Consider the following 15,775-nt stretch of genomic DNA (forward strand, 5'->3'; position numbering starts at 1 on the left):
TAGATCCGGCGTTGTCCATCGATCTGACCGGTCCCGGCGCAACTCCCGCGGCACTGCTAGGGGACGGGGAGGCCACCGCAGCCGACGCGTGGAATATAGGAGCGGACGAGCCGGAGTCGCAGTCGGGAGCTTGCCGCGGCAGGGCCGAGCCCTTCCCCGGCGGGGGGACGTATCCGCTGCTCGCGGCGCCCGCGTCTCCGCCGTGGGAATGAAGTTCCAAGTCGGTTCCACCCGGCGGGGGAAGGGGCCGTTACGCACTACTGCGCGGCGTGGACATCGTGCCTACGAGGCCGAGGGTTCAGGCTCTGCCGAGGTGGCGGGCAGGCTTCGCCCGCTCCTGCCGTTGCCGCGATGGCGGTCCATCTCCCGCCATTCCGGGCGCAGACCCGTGAGGTTGGTGGTCAGGAAGTACACGACGCCCGCGAACACCAGCACGGGCGCGAGACCCACGCCCGCCACCGCGGCGCCGCCCAGCAGGCCGCCCAGCGGAATCCCGGCCCAGGTGAGGGCCTCCCCGATGCCCCGGACCCGGCCCACCAGCTCTGGTGGGATCCGCTCGTACGTGACTGCGCCGATGATCGGGTTGAGGAAGCCGCCGCCGAAGCCGCCGAGGCCTATCACCACCGCCACGACCCACAGCGGCGCCCCGGACGCGAGGATGAGGAACCGCGGCGCCCCCGCGACCAGCCAGCCGAGGAAGAACACCGGCCGGCGCCGCATCCGGTGTGCTATTGCGGCGGCGACGAAGCTGCCGACCGTCGCCGCGATGCTGAACGCCGCCAGCACCAGCCCGATTTCGGAGGGACCGTGGCCGGACTCCTTGGCCCACATCGGAATCAGCACGGCCGTGCACGCGGCGTCCAGCAGATTGGTGATGCCGAGCATGACGGAGAGCGTCAGCAGCATCGGATCACTGCGCAGGAACGCGAAGCCCTGCCGGAAGCTGTGCCAGTAACCGCCGTCCTTGCCGCCCTCGGCCACGGTCTTCGCCGCCGGCCGCTCCTGTGGCCGGCCCATGTCCCGCGGCAGGGCCGCGGCGATGATCAGCGAACCAAGCGCGAAGCAGGCCGCGTTGACCCCGAGGCCGACCATTGGGCCCACTAGCCCGACCAGGATGCCGCCGACGGCGGGCCCCACGGTCCCGGACAGGCGCTCGACCACGCCCTGCACTCCGGTCGCCCGCTCCAGCGGCACCTGGCAGCGCTCGGCCGCCTCCGGGATCATGACGTCCTTCGCGAGATCGCCGGGGCTGCGGACTGTGCCGATCACCGCGACCAGGGCGAGCAACACCCCGAACGACAGCATGCCTTCGGCGTGCAGCAGCGGAATCAGCAAAGCGGTGGTCGCGCTGATGACATCCGCGACCCAGGAGATCCGGCGCGGCCCGAACCGGTCTACCAGCGGGCCGCTGAAGGCCTTGACCGCCACATAGGGCCCCAGCTCGCAGAACGCGACCAGCCCCATCTGGGTGGCGCTTCCGGTCGTGACGAGCACGAACCAGGGAATGGCGATCGCCGAGATCCTGGTGCCGCTGTGCGCGACCAGCAGCGCCGCGAGAACCCCGGCGAGCGGCCGTAACCGCGCCCGGCCGGTTATGGCTGTCTCCTCGTAGCCCATCAATTCGTCGCTTCCTGTTCGGCGTTGTCGACATCTGGCAGCACATGGACGTTCACCCAGACCGGGTCGGCGTCTTCGGGCTCGTCGTCGCCTGCGGCCCGTCGGTACCGGTCGACGACGAGCCAGATCTCATCCCGCATCTCCTGGGCCTCCGCCGGGGTGAGCCGAAGAGAGGCATCGCTCATGTCGAACGCTTCCCGCCACGGCCGCGGCAGCGTCTGCAGGCCGTTGAGCGCCTGCTGAGAGCGCATGGTGTACGTGTTGTGGACGGCCTGCAGATACGCCATCGCCGCCTCGGGCTCGCGCTCCGCGAGTTCTTCGGAGCTGAAGCGCATCAACTGGTGCACCGAACGCCACCATCGCTCTCGCGCGTTGCCCCTCTCTGCGTCCTCGACCACGAAGCCGGCCGCAGCGAGTTGACGCAGGTGGTAGCTGGTCGCTCCTGAGTTCAGGGCCAAACGGCCGGCCAACTGTGTGGCAGTAGCGGGGCCATGGGTCCGTAGCAGACCAAGAAGCTGCACGCGCACGGGGTGTGCCAGAGCGCGTAGGCCCTTGGCGTCCAGGACTACAGACTTTTCAGCGGGAATCTGTGCCATGCATGCACCATAGACTACATACACTTCTTTGCAAAGAGATCATCGCGAAGAAGTCTTTGCGAATCACCTCCGCGCCGGCCCCGCTGGCGGACGCGGTAACACTGTCCGGCTTCCTGGCCCTGGTGCCTGATCCCCGAAGTGCCCGCCGCCGTTCGACGATGCGGCTGGTCATGCCGAGCCGTCGCTGGATCGAGCGGTGGCTGTGCCAGGCCGCCTCCAGCAGTGCGTGGACGGCGGCGTGCCTGGCCCGGGTGCGGTCGGCGATCCGGTGTCCGGTCGGCCGTGGCGAGCCGCACGGCTCCTCTTCTGGGGCAGGCTCCGGCTCGGGTTCGGGGGCCGCAGGGACCAGGGCTCGCCAGTAGTGGCGGTGCTGGGCGACGGCCCTTGCGGGTGGCGTACTCGTCGACGCCGACCACGCGCGACCGCGCGCGGCTAAGAGGTCCTAACAGAAGCTGTTGATCATGTGACCTTCGGCTTGGATGGTCGTTGGTCTGGTCGTGGGAAAGCGACAGTCGCGGCCTTGGATCGTGTCGGATGAACTGTGGTCGCTCATCGAGCCGTTGCTGCCCGAGCCGGGGCCGAAGCTGGTGGAGGGCCGGCCGCGGGTACCGGACCGGCAGGCCTTGTGCGGGATCCTGTTCGTGCTGCACACCGGCATCCAATGGGAGTACCTCCCACAGGAGTTGGGCTTCGGCTCGGGCATGACGTGCTGGCGGCGGCTGGCCGCCTGGAACGAGGCCGGCGTGTGGGACGAACTGCACCTGATACTGCTGAAGAAGCTGCGGGTAGCGAAGAAGCTGGACTGGTCGCGGGCGGTGATCGACTCCTCCCACGTGCGGGCCGCTCGGCGCGGCCCAAAAGCGGCCCCAGCCCGGTCGACCGCGCACGGCCGGGCAGCAAGCACCACGTCCTCACCGACGCCCAGGGCATCCCGCTCGCGGTGTCCCTGACCGGCGGAAACCGCAACGACGTCACGCAGTTGCTGCCCCTGCTGGACAAGGTCCCGGCCGTGGCCGGCGTCGTCGGCCGGCCCCGACGCAGACCCGATGCGCTCCTCGCCGACCGCGGCTACGACCACGACAAGTACCGCCGATTGCTCTGGGCCCGCGGCATCCGTCCGGTCATCGCCGAACGAGGACAGGAACACGGCAGCGGCCTGGGCATGTTCCGCTATGTGGTCGAGCGCACGATCGCCTGGCTGCACGGTTTCCGCCGCCTGCGGATCCGCTGGGAACGACGCGACGACATCCACGAAGCCTTCCTCGGCCTCGCCACCTGCCTCATCACCCACCGCCACGTCCAACGCCTTTGTTAGGACCTCTAAGCCCGCCTGGAGACGTTCCGTTCGGCCGGCAACGTGGTGGGCCCCGCACTGGCGGGTCTGCTTGTCGCGGCCTTCGACGAGCGGGTCGTTCTGTTCGCCGACGCTGCGACCTTCGCCGTTTTGGCTCTCGCCCTTCTCCTGCTCGGGGTCCGGCGCGAGCCGGTGCCTGCCGGCGCGAAGACACGCTGGCTCAGTCAGGTGCGGCAGGGTGTCGGGGTGCTGAGCCGGGACCGGCTGCTGCGGACGGCAATTCTTGCGCTCGCGTCGGCGATCGTGTTCACCGCGGTGCTGAGCGTGGCACGGGTCTTCTTCATCCGGGAGGACCTCAATGCCTCTGATGCTGGCTACGGCGTGCTTGTCACTGCCCACACGGTGGGCATGCTCCTGGCCGCCGCCCTGATCGCTTCCAGGATCCCGCTGTACTGGCAGCCGCGGGTCCTCGCTGGCGCCGGAGGGCTGATGGGCATGGCCCTGTTCGTCAGCGCGAGCGTGCCGGTGTTCGCGGTGGCACTGGTGGGTTTCGTACTCACCGGCGTGGCGAATTCGCTGCAGGGCCTTGCCATCCGAAATCTCATCCATGCGCGAGTTCCGGTCGATGTCCGGGGAAGGGCCTTTGATTCTTCGGGGGCAGCGCTCAACGGCGCCAACCTCGCCGGGACCGCTCTGGGCGGGCCTGTGTCGAGTCTTCTTGGGGGAGCGGTGGCCTTGCAGGTTGCGGGGGCCGGGACTGTAGCAGCGAGTCTCATGGCCTCGCCGGTTCTCCTTCGCGGATCGGCCCTTGCGAGCGCGCCGCAATCGCCCGGTCCGCCCCAGTCGATCGAACCGGCGAGGGACTGAATTAGCCAGACCTGATTACTCATGGTGGTGCTGCGTCAGGCAGAGGAGAACTAATCTCCTCTGCCTGACGTCCGGCTGGCCGAGGTGGTCGGCGGCGTAGCGCGCGAGGTCTTGATATCCGGCGTCCGTCAGCGCGGCGTCGGGCCGAGTGTCGCTGCGACGGTGCCCGTCGGCGTCGAGGTACGTACGGCGGACCCAGTGCGACCGGTCTGTCACCTTGCCCCAGTCTGGCAGGGCAAGGCGTTCGGGGTTGCGCGGATAGCTGTTGGTATTGCCGGCCGCGAGGGTGGCCATGCTCGGTTGGGCTTGCATGGTCAGCCAACCGGCCTCGGTCAAGCGCTGGTCGGCATCGAAACAGCACATGTGGAACGAGATGAGGCTCAGCGGCTTGGGGCAGTTGTCGAGCCTCACCGCCGCATGGCACGGGTGGAGCCACCATGGCTTCGTGCGGGGGCGGGCTTCTGCGACCTGGAACATTTCTGTGCGCAGGTACACGGCAGTTGCGATGTCGGCGTCGGCGTCCGGGTTGGGAGTGGCCAGGAACCCGCGGAGCTTCAACCGCTGCTCCGCGGCGTGCATGAGCTGGTGGCCCCGCTCCCGGCTGAACTTCGCTTCCTGCTGCAGCAGTACGTCGGGGTGGTGCTCGGCGAGGATGTCGAGCGCGAACGCCCGGCGTTCGCCATCGCGGCCGCCGTCTGCCTCGATGTTCCAGACGGCGACGGTGACGGTGCTGGTGTCCCTCTCAGGCACGGTCGAACCCCCGTTCGCGTTCGACGTCGGTGACCTGTCTGCGGTGCTCGGTGATCTCGGCCTCGGCCGCGCTGGCGTAGTGGCGCACCACCCCGGCTCCGAGTGCGCTCGTGGCGAGGCTGCTGCCGTTGAAGTACGCCAGCGCCTCGGCGAGGTCACGTCGGACAGGGGGCGTTTGCTGGTCTGTGTAGGCGTCGCCTCGGCAGCGCTCGGGCGGTGTCAGCTTCTCGGTGAGGCCGTGTGTCATCGCAGCGAGGGATGCGGCGAGGGCGAGGTAGGGGTTGGCGTCGGCGCCGGGCAGGCGGATCTCCAGGTGTGTGCCCTCGCCGTGACCGGTGACGCGGATGGCGCATCCACGGTTGTCGTGGCCCCAGTTCATATATTGGGGGGCGAAGGAGTGTGCCGTGGCGTACCGCTTGTAGGAGTTGGGATTGGGCGCGTACAGCGGTGCGAGGTGGGGCATTGCGGAGAGCAGTCCGGCGATGCTGTGCTGCATCGTCTCGGGCAGCGTTTCGCCGGAGCTGGCAGTGAAGGCTGGCGAGCCGCCCTGCCAGAGAGACAGGTGTATGTGCAGCCCGCTGCCCACGGCGGTGAACGGTGTGGCCATGAAGGTTGCTGTCAGACCATGGCCTCGGGCCAGGTGCCGCACGGTCTGCTTGTAGACGGTGTAGTTGTCGCATCCATGAAGTGCCGGTCCGTAGGGGAAGGTGACCTCCACCTGGCCGGGAGCGCCCTCTGTCTTGGTCGCCTCGATGGGCACGCCGGCCTCGGGCAGAGCCTCTGCGAGGTGCTGGAGGAAATCGCTCAGTGCCGGCGGATGGTCAAGGGCGTAGTCAAGGTTGTGCTGTACCACGGGCTGAAGGCCCTTGCAGAGGACGAACTCGCTCTCCAGCCCCACACGGACCTCGAAGCCGATCTCTGCCAGCTGATCGAGTTGAGAGCGGAGGATTCGGCGCGGCGCGATCTCCAAGGGCGTGCCGTCGGGGTGTACGGCGTCGCAGTGCACGAGCGCGACGCCGGGCATGTAGGGCAGGACGCGCAGCGTATCCAGGTCGGCGACGAAGCCGATGTCCTGGAAGCCGTGGTCCCAGCCTGTGAGGTCGAAGGCACCGAGGGGGTCCATGCGCACGTTGGTGGCCAGGATGTAGGCGCAGGCCTCCGACGCGTTGAGCCCGTTGTCGATGCGGTCGAGGAAGATCCGGGCGTTGAGCCGCTTGCCCTGGAGGCGTCCCATCATGTCAGGGACGGCCACCATGATCGTGGTGATGTCCGTGCGGTCCACGGCGGTGCGGAAGTCCTTGGGGGAGAGGAGTCCGGGGATCTGCTTGTTCATCAGACGACGTCCTCCGCCAGGGCGGTGTGGGTGGCGGTGTTGCCCAGGGGCGGGATGCGGTAGGCGCGGCGGCCTTGGGTGATCCACAGGATCCAGGCCAGCGTGAGCACGGCGATCAGGGCTACGCCGGCGTAGTTGAACGACGAGGTGGTGATGGGGGAGACCTGCGGCAGGCAGAACAGGACGGTGACGAAGCCGACCCAGGTCACGGCGGTCCAGCCGATGGGCTTGCTCCACCGGCCGAGGTTCCACGGTCCGGGCTGGAAGTGGTTCCCCGCGCGCAGTCGTAGGTAGACGGGGATGGCGTAGGCGGGGGTGATGCCGATGACGTTGATCGCTGTGACGGCGGCGTACGCGGTCGGCGAGTACAGCGACGGTGCCGCCAGGACGAGTGCGACTCCCACCGACAGCCACACGGCGGCCACCGGCGTCTTGGTGCGGGTGCTGACGCGGCGCCAGGTGGCGGCGAACGGAACGGCCCCGTCTCGGGAGAACGCGAACACCATGCGGGAGGCCGCGGCAGTCTCGGCGTTGCCGCAGAACAGCTGGGCCGCGATCACGATCAGCAGCAGGGCCTTCGCACCGGACAGGCCGACGACGTCGAGGAATATCTGGGCAGGCGGCACTCCGGTGGCGCTGCTCTGCGTGCCCGCGTAGTCCTGGATGGTGAACGTGAGCCCGGCCAGCAGGATGAACCCGGCGATCCACGAGACCCAGATCGAGCGGACGATTCCTCTGGGTGCCGATGTCTGGGCCTGCGTGGTCTCCTCGGACAGGTGGGAGGAGGCGTCGTAGCCGCAGAACGTGTACTGCGCCAGCAGCAGCCCGAGCGCGGTGACGTACAGGCCGTTGCTGAAGCCGGTGTCGTTGTTGAACTGGGTGAACACGAAGTCGGCACTCTGGTGATCAGCCGACGCGAGGGTCAGGGCGCCGACGATGACCGCTACGCCGACGAGGTGCCACCACACCGAAACCGAGTTCAGGAGGCCGACCAGGCGGACACCGGCCACGTTCAGCAGGGCGTGCAGCAGCAGGATCCCGCAGAAGATCATCATGGTCTTCTCGGGTGTCGGTGTGAAGCCCCACTGGAGGTTGGCGAACGCACCGACGAACGTGGCGGCGCCGTAGTCAATGCCGGCTATGGCGCCCAGTAATCCGAGGAGGTTCAGCCAGCCGGTCACCCAGGCCCAGCGGGGCCCGCCGAGCCGGTGCGCCATGTAATAGAGCCCGCCTGAGGTGGGGTAGGCAGAAGTGACCTCGGCCAGCGACATGCCCAGTAGCAGGACCATCAGTCCGACGCCGAGCCAGCCCCACATGATCACGGCCGGGCCGCCGGTGTTCAGGCCGAAGCCGTAGAGAGTCATGCAGCCGGACAGGATGCTGATGACGGAAAAGGAGATCGCGAAGTTGCCGAACGGGCCCATGCGGCGCGCCAGTACCGACTGATAGCCGAGCCCGGCCAGAACAGCATCGTCATCGTCCAGCCGACGGGCGGCACTTCTCGGAGACACCGAAACATTCCTCTGGGTCGAAGGGGGAGGGAGTGGTGCTGGGATTCGCCTCGCGGCGGGGGTGCTCGACTTGTCATCAGCGGTTCCGCCCCTGCTTCATCGCGTAGTTGCGCGCCCGCACGAAGTCGTCCTGCCACCACCGGCTTTCGCTGACGTGCTGCCAGGGCGCGGGAGTGGCGAGGGGGCCGATCGCCGTGAACACCTCGGGCGCGCCGGGAAGGCCACAGGCAGTCAGCGTGTAGGCCAGGTAGTTGAGATCCATCAGCGAGCAGCTGTTCCGGTCGGTGACGTAGGCGAACCATCCGTCTCTCGCCAGCTCGACGTAGTACCGGACCTGTTCGTTGGTCCAGAAGCCGAGCGTGCTGGCAACCTGTCCGTTTGCCGTCCGCAACCGGTAGTCCTCGACGTAGGCGTACAAGGGCAGGTTCAGCAGTACAGACCCCGGTTTGGCCTGGGAGGCCACCCATCGCGTGAAGTCCACGGCTCCGTTGCCGCGGGCCTGGAGACACTGGAGCATCCGGTGATAGGCCTCCCGGTTGGGCCAGTCCCGCCGGTCTACTTGCCACAGCAGCGGCCACGGCCCGCGGGGCAGCATCGCCTCCGGCGGATTCGCCCAGTGGTGAACGGAGTGCCAATGCTTGTGGTCGACGTCCAACCGGGCGAGGGCCAGCATGCACACCCAGGGCACGGGGTCAGCCGGCCAGCGGCGAGCTGCGTCCTCGCATGCGGCGCGTGCGGCGCTGACCCTGGGGAGCAGGGTGTGACGGGCTGTTGTGCTGCGGTGAGCGGCCAGAACCCGGTGGGTGAGGACGCGAGCCCGCATCATCAGGGCGTTGGCGTCTCCGGGATCCTCGGCGCACCAGGCCGCGATGGCGTCACCTTTCGCAGCTCCGGCCGCCAGGACCTGACTGCGGGATGTGCGCAGCGCCCAGGTGCGGGTGTTGGCGAGCAGGGCCTTGGCGGAGAGCCACCGGTCGAGCTGGAGGTCTTCCAGGGCCAGGCGCAAGTCTTCGTCGTAACCCGCCGGATGCGGGGTCAGGGCCAGGTCGCTAGCGGCCATCAGCGGAAACCCCCAGCTGGTGGGGGACGGCAGCAGGCAGGCGCCGGGGGCTGCCTTGAACGCTTAAGAAGGGCATGGGGGCCTCGGTGTGGGGGTTGGAAGACCGCCGGGCGGCAGCCGTGCTCAGACCTTGGGGAGGTAGGCGGCTGCGGCCCGGCGGCCGCTCAGGAAGCCTCGACGGCCAGGCTTGTGGATCCGGTCTCGCTAGGCTGCATCCGGACTCGAACGGTCTTGCCGTTGCCGGACTCGACTGGGAACCAGCTGACCTCGCCGCCCAGACGCCGCGCGAGCCCAAGGCCCGTCCCGTCGCCGCCGGCGAGGTCATCGTCGAGTCCGTCGTCCCCCGGGCGCGGGTCCGTCACGTCGATGAACAGCACATCGGCTTCGTCGACGGACAACGTCAGCTCGACGATGCCGATGCCGACGTGCTCCACGGCGTTGCGCACGAGTTCGGTGGTGATCCGTACGGCGGCATTCCGGTTGCCGGACCAGGACATCATGCTCAGCCGTGTACGGGCGTGCAGGCGAGCAAGCCTGGGGACGCACGCCTCTATGCGCCAGCTGCGCTTCCACGACTGCGGGCGGAGAGGAGCCGGCTGCTCGTCGGCGTCAACCTCTCGACCCTTCTCCGGCTCGGCATTGAGGGCCTGTACCTCAGCTGTGCGTGCACCCGCCGGGAGGAGGGCGAGAGCGGCGCTCACCATCTGCGCGTTCATGGGGGACCTCTGTTCCATGATTGTGCTCGCTTGGGCACTCTCTGCGAGGAGTGACGATCAGCGTTCACCTGCCTCACGTGGCTTCGCCATGTCCGCAAACGTGTCCTCTCCGACACTTGCGGGCGACGGAAGTGGCCTCGGAGTGTCTTCGAAGTGGCCTCTGCTCAGGCCTAGTTGCCATCACGGGCGGCAGCGGTATCCCCTTCACGGAGAAGGGGAAGGATCCGCACGACGGCCGCGCGAACGCGGCGCCGCAGACTGGGGGCGGAATGAGAAGTGAGCCGAAGACGCTGCTCGCGTGGCTGTGTGATCGGGACAGGCTTCCTTACCGTCGATTCGAGGAGAAGTTCACTGAGACCGGTGTCCGGTTGTTCGGGCACGACCCGCATAACCCGACTTGCGGCGAGACGCAGTTCCGGCGCTGGACGGGTGGCAAGCTCGTCACCCTGCCCAGCGCCGACACCTGTCGCGCTCTCGAAGCCATGTGGCCTGAGTACACGGCAGAGCAGCTGTTCGGGCCGCCGCCGCAGGACGATCCCCAGGCACCCGCGCTAGACCTGGAAGAGCGAGTTCGAATGACCGCACGTGAAGCCCATGAGGGCGCCGACGCAACCGCAACGGCGTCCGTCTCCGACAACACCATCGACGAACTGCACGACCAGGTGGTGAGCCTCGCCCGGCGGTATCACACCCTGCCGGCTGCACTGGCGTACGAAGAAGCCGACAACCTCCGCCGGGAAGTAGAGCGGAAGCGCGACAGGACTCAGGTACCGGCCCAGCAACAGCAGTTGATGATATTGAACGGGCAGACCGTCGCCCTCCTGGCCGTCGCTGCCTTCGACCTGGGCTACTTCCCGAGCGCACGCACCCTCGCTCGCACTGCCGCCGTGTACGGCGAGAGCTCACGATTCGTGCCCTTGCAGGCCTTCGCCGACGGCACCCTGGCCTACATCGCCTATCACAGCGGTGATGCGAGCGAAGCCGTCGCCAAGGCCAACCGGGCTCTGACGTATGGCGGTCTCGGCGACGTGGCCCAGCACCGTCTGCACTCCATCCAAGCCCGCGCCTACGCACACTTGGGCGACGTGGTCTCCGCCCAGCGCGCCATCCATCTTTCCGAGGACGCTGGCCGGGACCGTCGCGATGAGCTGCACGACGCTGTTGGCGGCGAGTTCGGATTTCCCGGGGAGCGGCTGGCCATGTCCAACAGCACCACGGCCCTGCTCGTGGGCGACGCAGCACAGGCTGAGGCGGATGCGCGGCGCGCTCTGTCTCTGCTGGCGCAGAGGCCGCAGGATCAGCAGTCCGCCCACGTTCGGGCCGGAGCCGCCGCCGACCTGGCATACGCCCGCCTGCTCGCCGACGACGTCGATGGCGCGGCGGAAGCACTGAGTCCGGTGTGGGAGGTACCAGCCGATCAGCGCAACACGGGCATCGTCGTGCGGACCGCCCGCATCGGACGACGCCTGGCACGACCCGCCTACCACGGAGCGCAGCTGCCGACAGAGCTGCGTGAGCGGATCGAGGACTTCACGCGCGTATCCCCGCCGTACCGGCTCGGCCCGCCTGTGCCCCTGCTGGCGATCGAGGGCTGATCACAGTGAGGCGAGGATGCCCGCCTCCTTCTCCAGGGCGATCCCGTGTTCTGCCCACCTTGGGTGGTCCACGGGACGCCCGTCCGCAGCCCACCACTGCCACGTGTCCGCGACCGTCTCGGCGATCGGCCGACATCGCAGGCCTGCCTCCACGGCCCGCTGGGAGTCGACGGCCCACACCCCGGCATGGGTGCGCCACAGAGGCAGCTCTGTCCACTGCTTCACTCCGTGTTTGGCCAGCACGCTGGCATCCACCCACACCGGGGCGCCTTCGCCCCCCGTCGCTGCGAGGCACTCGTCGAGAAAGCCGCTGAACGAGATGCCATCGGGGTGTGTGACGTTGAAGCCGCCGCTGCTTGAGCTTGTGGCCTGATGCAGAGCGAACTGTGCGACGTCGCGCACGTCGACAGGCTGGATGCGTTGTTCGGCCGGTGCGGGGGCAAGGATGCGCCCACCACGCTCGGCCCGCTCCAGCCACCAGGGCAGTCGGCCGACGTACTCGCCGGGGCCCAGGATCACGCCGGGGCGCAGGAACACCGCAGCGTCGCCGAAGGCCTCCGCAACGGCACGCTCGCCACCGGCCTTCTGGAATCCGTACTGGGTAGGACTGCCGTCCTCGCCTGTGTACCCGAACGACTCATCGGCATCCGCAGGGCAGTCCAGCAAAGGCGACTCTTCCGTGAGCGGTTGGTGCGGCCACCCCTCATAGACCGACACGGTGGAGATGTGCACCCAGCGCCCGGCGCGGTTCTGCAAGGACCATGCGGCCAAGAGCACGTCGCGAGGGGCGAGTTCCGAACTCGATGTGTCGATCACGGCATCCCACGGGCCGCGCTGAGCCAGCTTCAGCAGGTCTTCACGCACCGTACGGTCACCGTGCACGGCCTCCACACCAGGAACATCTGACCCTGACCGGCCGCGGTTGAACGTAGTGACTGTCCATCCCCTCGCCAGTGCACCTTCCGCGATTGCTTTGCCCAGGAACCACGTTCCTCCGATGACCAGAATCTTCATGTCCCGATCCTGCCCTCTGGTTGCCATGGACGACAGACTGGGTCCGCCAGACCCCGGAGACCGTCCGCTCGACAACCACCAAGCGGGCTCCACCTACGACGAGCTCTACGAGCGCTACGCACCTCCCGGATTTCAGCCTCTCGCGGGCCCCTGCGGCTCAGCCGAACGCCAGCTGCGTCGTTGCCCATTCACTGGCGGCACTGATGACCACGGCCCGTGAGCCGATGACCGACGCGCCGCCCTTGTAGAAGTAGATGGCGCCGTCGCTCCGCAGGGACCACAGGTCGGGGATGCCGTCGTTGGTGACGTCCGGGGTGCCGCGGAGGTGGGTGACGGGGGCGATCGTCGTTTCCCACCCCTCGGCGTAGACCTCGTCGGCGCCTGTCTTGGAGGCGGCGGCCGTGGCCAGGGAGGTGATTGTGGCGCCGCCTGCGGTGTCCTTCACGCCGTAGCGCAGGTACAGGCGGCTCGAGGAGCCGGAGCGCCACAGCAGGTCGGGTGCGCCGTCGGCGTCATGGTCGCCGACGGAGACGAGGTCCCGGTCAGCCCACGCCGTTGAGGAGATCTTGGTGACGGTCAGGAACGTGGCGCCGGTGTAGCCCTCGAAGGCCCACAACTCACCGCCGGCAGCGGTGGCGAACAGATCGGCGCGGCCGTCGGCGTCGTAGTCACCCACGATGATCTGGTCGAAGGTCGCAGGGTCTGGCGAGCCCGACGGCAGCCGCAGGGTCAGGCGCTGGGCGATGTCGACGCTGCCGTAGCCGTCGCCGGGGTAGACGTACAGCTTTCCGTCCGGCATGCGGGCGAAGACGTCACCGAGGCCGTCAGCGCCGAGAGCGTCACCGCCGTGCGCGACCAGGGCGGGGGTGCCGTCGGAGCCCATCCAGTAGCCGGCCAGGTAGTCCTCGCCGTCCTTGTCCAGGTCGGTCAGCAGACCGATGCCGCCCTCGTGGGCCGCCAACAGCGAGGCGTGCAGGTCACCGGCTCTGGTCGACGGGTACATCTTCAGGTTTCCGCCCGCGGTGATGGTGAGCAGGTCCGGAATGGCGTCACCAGTCAGGTCGCCCGGCTCGTCGGCGCTGTCGCGCGGGGTGACGTAGAACAGGTACTTCGTGCCCGGCGACGGGTTGCCGGCGCTGTCCACGGCCCGCAGGTACAGCACGTTGGGTCCAGCCGTAGGCGGAGACAGGGACACGGTCGTCGAGGCGCCTGCGGTGACGTTCTTGCCGTCCGCATACGTCGTCGTGTTGAAGGACCACTCGAACCGCGTGATGTCGGTGTCCTCGTCCGGCGCAATAATGAATCTACCGGGGGTGCCGAGCTTCACTTCGGACCAGATCGTGCCGTCGTCGTCGGCCGCCGGGAAGTCCGTGGACGTCACGATCGGCTCGTTCGGCTTGGTGCTGTCGAAGACGAACCGGCACGTCTTCGGGTCGGCGGTCGGGGCGTACGCCGACCCGGCACCGCTCTTGTCCAGCGCGCGCACCCGCCAGTAGTACGTCCAACCGTCGTTGAACTTGTCCTTGGTGAGCGTGGTTGATGCCTTGCCGGTGCTGGTCACCGTGACGTTCTTGTCGAGGATCTTGTTGTCTTCCTCAGTCTTGTGCCAGAGCTCGAAGTCCAGGTACTCCAGATCCTGGCGAATGGAAGTGTCGTCGGGGTCGGAGGAGACCGCCGACAGCGTCACATCCCGCTTACCGATGTGGATGTACGGCTCCGTCTTGTCACAGGTGCTGCCGGGGGACATCGTCACCGAACTCGGCGTCTTCGGCTTGCGGTTGTAGACGAGGGTCAGCTTGGGAGCGCTGTCGCCCTCCGCACGGAACTTCTTCCAGGAGTACGCCGAATCCTCGGTGGAGGCGCGCAGCCCGATGGTCATCGAGTCCCAGCCTCCGTCGGCCGCGTCCTGGGCGACCGACTTGGCGTCATAGGAGACATAGGAATCCGGACAGTTCGAGTTGTAGCCGTGTGCGAAGGACTTGGTGCCGATCTCCGACTTCCAGTCCGGCTGGTTGCTCCAGGTGGTCTTGGACGAGACGCCGCCGGTCAGCCACACCTGCATCTCGCGGGCGTTGCACGACCAGGCGTAGGTCTCACGCAGCTGGATGGAGGCTGAGGAGACGTGCGCGCCCTTGATGTTGGTGGACCAGCCGAGCTTGAAGAAGGACCGGGACAAACCCCAGGTCGTCGACTCGAAGCCGACGCGGGCCTCTGTGGTGCCGCTGTTGTAGTTGGCACCGTCGTAGAAGCTGGAGCTGGGGTACTTCTTGTAGGCCGTGGTCCAGTGCTTGGTCTTGCCGTAGATGGTGGGGTCGATGAAGAGCGGGTAGACCGTGTCCTCGGCGGTCAGCAGCCCAGTGTCCGGGACGATGGACAGACTGGTGGTGCTGGTGCCGGGCGAGGTCAACTCAGCGTCGGCGACGGCCATGTGGGTTCCTGGGTCGGGCCCGGCGAGGCCTGACAGCGTGAAGACCTCGTTGTCCGTCAATGCCGTCCGCTCGGCCTGTGCAATGGACGTGCGGAGGACGGCGTCGGCGGTGGTGGCCTGGCGGGCAGCGGAGCGCCAGGCGGCGGGTGACGCCGAGGAGGTCGGCGTGTCGTCACCGGAGGCCGGCGGCTCGGACGCGGTGGCCCCGTCCTGCTCATCTGTGGTCGCGCTCGGGGCGTCGGTGTCCAGGCCGTCCTGCGGAGCGAGGCTGCCCTCGCCCGCGGCCTCGCCGGGTTCCTCCGAGAACGACGGGGTGGGGGCGGCCCCTTCCTGTGTCGGCTCTGGATCGTCTCCTTCGGTGACTGCGTAGGTGCCCGCGGAGTCCCACAGGTAGGGGGTCGGCGAGACCACTGTTTCCTGGCCGTTGCGGTCCTTGCCGGTGACGACCTTTGTCACTGGGTCGAGGTGGAAGGTCAGGTCCGCAGACGAGAGCCCGTAGGACAGCTCGGCCAGCGCCGGATCGGCCGCGGCCGCTTCGCTGTGCACGATCAACAGGTGGCTGAAGCCGCTGGCCTGCGCGGTCAGCATCAGGTCGACGCCGTTGAGGACGTTGCGGTACAGGGCACTTGAGCCGCTGATCACTGGCTCGGGCAGTGCGCCCGGCCAACTCAGCGTCACCTCATGGCCGTTACTGGTGAGGGTTGCCAGCGGGGTGTAGTTCTCGGCGTCGTCAGCCACCTGGACGGTGCGCGCCCCGCTGTCGACCGTGAACACGGCGGGGCGTACGGACGTAGCACCACCGCTGCGCGTGTCGCGGTCGCCGCCCGTTGAGAATACGACGGGGTCGGCGGTCGCCTTGGCGGCCCATCCGTTCTCCGACCGGGCGAGGGTGGTGTCGATCGCTTTCCATGCCCCGTTGACCTTCGCCCGCACTGGCGCGCCGTATGCCACCAGTTCGAAAGTGCCGTCGGGTCGGGCGTACGTTGTGGACGTT

The 15,775-nt window shown here is 68.0% G+C and carries 12 protein-coding genes; 3 read left to right on the forward strand and 9 right to left on the reverse strand.

The annotated features are described in order from the left end of the window. Positions 1–282 precede the first annotated feature (282 nt). Both OHT76_RS43150 and OHT76_RS43155 read right to left on the reverse strand, forming a co-directional pair. Positions 283–1,617, reverse strand: a complete 1,335-nt coding sequence (locus OHT76_RS43150; RefSeq protein WP_328876314.1) for an MFS transporter — start codon at positions 1,615–1,617, stop codon at positions 283–285. Continuing rightward, positions 1,617–2,213 carry a winged helix-turn-helix domain-containing protein gene (locus tag OHT76_RS43155; RefSeq protein ID WP_328876315.1) on the reverse strand — a complete coding sequence of 199 codons (597 nt, stop codon included), beginning with the start codon at positions 2,211–2,213 and terminating at the stop codon, positions 1,617–1,619. Before OHT76_RS43155 ends, OHT76_RS43150 begins: the two co-directional genes overlap by 1 nt. Positions 2,214–2,692: 479 nt before the next feature. Here OHT76_RS43155 and OHT76_RS43160 point away from each other — a divergent pair. Then, positions 2,693–3,528, forward strand: a protein-coding gene (locus tag OHT76_RS43160; RefSeq protein WP_328868630.1) for an IS5 family transposase whose coding sequence is annotated in 2 segments (ribosomal slippage) — positions 2,693–3,068 and positions 3,068–3,528 — 837 coding nt in all. Because the reading frame shifts where the segments join, the coding sequence is not laid out codon by codon here. 15 nt (positions 3,529–3,543) lie between these two features. Continuing rightward, entirely contained in the window at positions 3,544–4,374 is an 831-nt protein-coding gene (locus tag OHT76_RS43165; protein ID WP_328876759.1) for an MFS transporter, read from the forward strand. A gap of 15 nt (positions 4,375–4,389) precedes the next feature. On the opposite strand, the gene OHT76_RS43170 is transcribed toward OHT76_RS43165, so the two are convergent. The 5 genes from OHT76_RS43170 to OHT76_RS43190 all read right to left on the reverse strand — a co-directional run bounded on the left by OHT76_RS43170 (position 4,390) and on the right by OHT76_RS43190 (position 9,762). Then, complete coding sequence (locus OHT76_RS43170; RefSeq protein WP_328876316.1) at positions 4,390–5,124, reverse strand: hypothetical protein; 735 nt, start codon at positions 5,122–5,124, stop codon at positions 4,390–4,392. Beyond that, positions 5,117–6,457 carry a glutamine synthetase family protein gene (locus OHT76_RS43175; protein WP_328876317.1) on the reverse strand — a complete coding sequence of 447 codons (1,341 nt, stop codon included), beginning with the start codon at positions 6,455–6,457 and terminating at the stop codon, positions 5,117–5,119. Before OHT76_RS43175 ends, OHT76_RS43170 begins: the two co-directional genes overlap by 8 nt. After that, positions 6,457–7,968, reverse strand: coding sequence for an amino acid permease (locus tag OHT76_RS43180; RefSeq protein ID WP_328876318.1), 1,512 nt, complete (start codon positions 7,966–7,968; stop codon positions 6,457–6,459). The genes OHT76_RS43175 and OHT76_RS43180 overlap by 1 nt, the downstream gene beginning before the upstream one ends. 76 nt (positions 7,969–8,044) lie before the next feature. Further along, positions 8,045–9,028, reverse strand: coding sequence for a hypothetical protein (locus tag OHT76_RS43185; protein WP_328876319.1), 984 nt, complete (start codon positions 9,026–9,028; stop codon positions 8,045–8,047). A gap of 164 nt (positions 9,029–9,192) precedes the next feature. Then, complete coding sequence (locus tag OHT76_RS43190; protein ID WP_328876320.1) at positions 9,193–9,762, reverse strand: ATP-binding protein; 570 nt, start codon at positions 9,760–9,762, stop codon at positions 9,193–9,195. Between the two features lie 251 nt (positions 9,763–10,013). Here OHT76_RS43190 and OHT76_RS43195 point away from each other — a divergent pair, with 251 nt between their 5' ends. Then, positions 10,014–11,339 (forward strand): DNA-binding protein, encoded by a 1,326-nt coding sequence (locus OHT76_RS43195; RefSeq protein WP_328876321.1) that lies wholly within the window; start codon positions 10,014–10,016, stop codon positions 11,337–11,339. On the opposite strand, the gene OHT76_RS43200 is transcribed toward OHT76_RS43195, so the two are convergent. Next, positions 11,340–12,353 carry an NAD-dependent epimerase/dehydratase family protein gene (locus OHT76_RS43200; RefSeq protein ID WP_328876322.1) on the reverse strand — a complete coding sequence of 338 codons (1,014 nt, stop codon included), beginning with the start codon at positions 12,351–12,353 and terminating at the stop codon, positions 11,340–11,342. A 157-nt stretch (positions 12,354–12,510) separates the two neighbouring features. Further along, the gene (locus OHT76_RS43205) at positions 12,511–15,732 is read right to left on the reverse strand and encodes an FG-GAP-like repeat-containing protein (RefSeq protein WP_328876323.1); all 3,222 of its coding nucleotides are present in this window, start codon (positions 15,730–15,732) and stop codon (positions 12,511–12,513) included. Positions 15,733–15,775: the final 43 nt, after the last annotated feature.

The organism is Streptomyces sp. NBC_00287 (assembly GCF_036173105.1).
Taxonomy (GTDB): Bacteria; Actinomycetota; Actinomycetes; order Streptomycetales; family Streptomycetaceae; genus Streptomyces.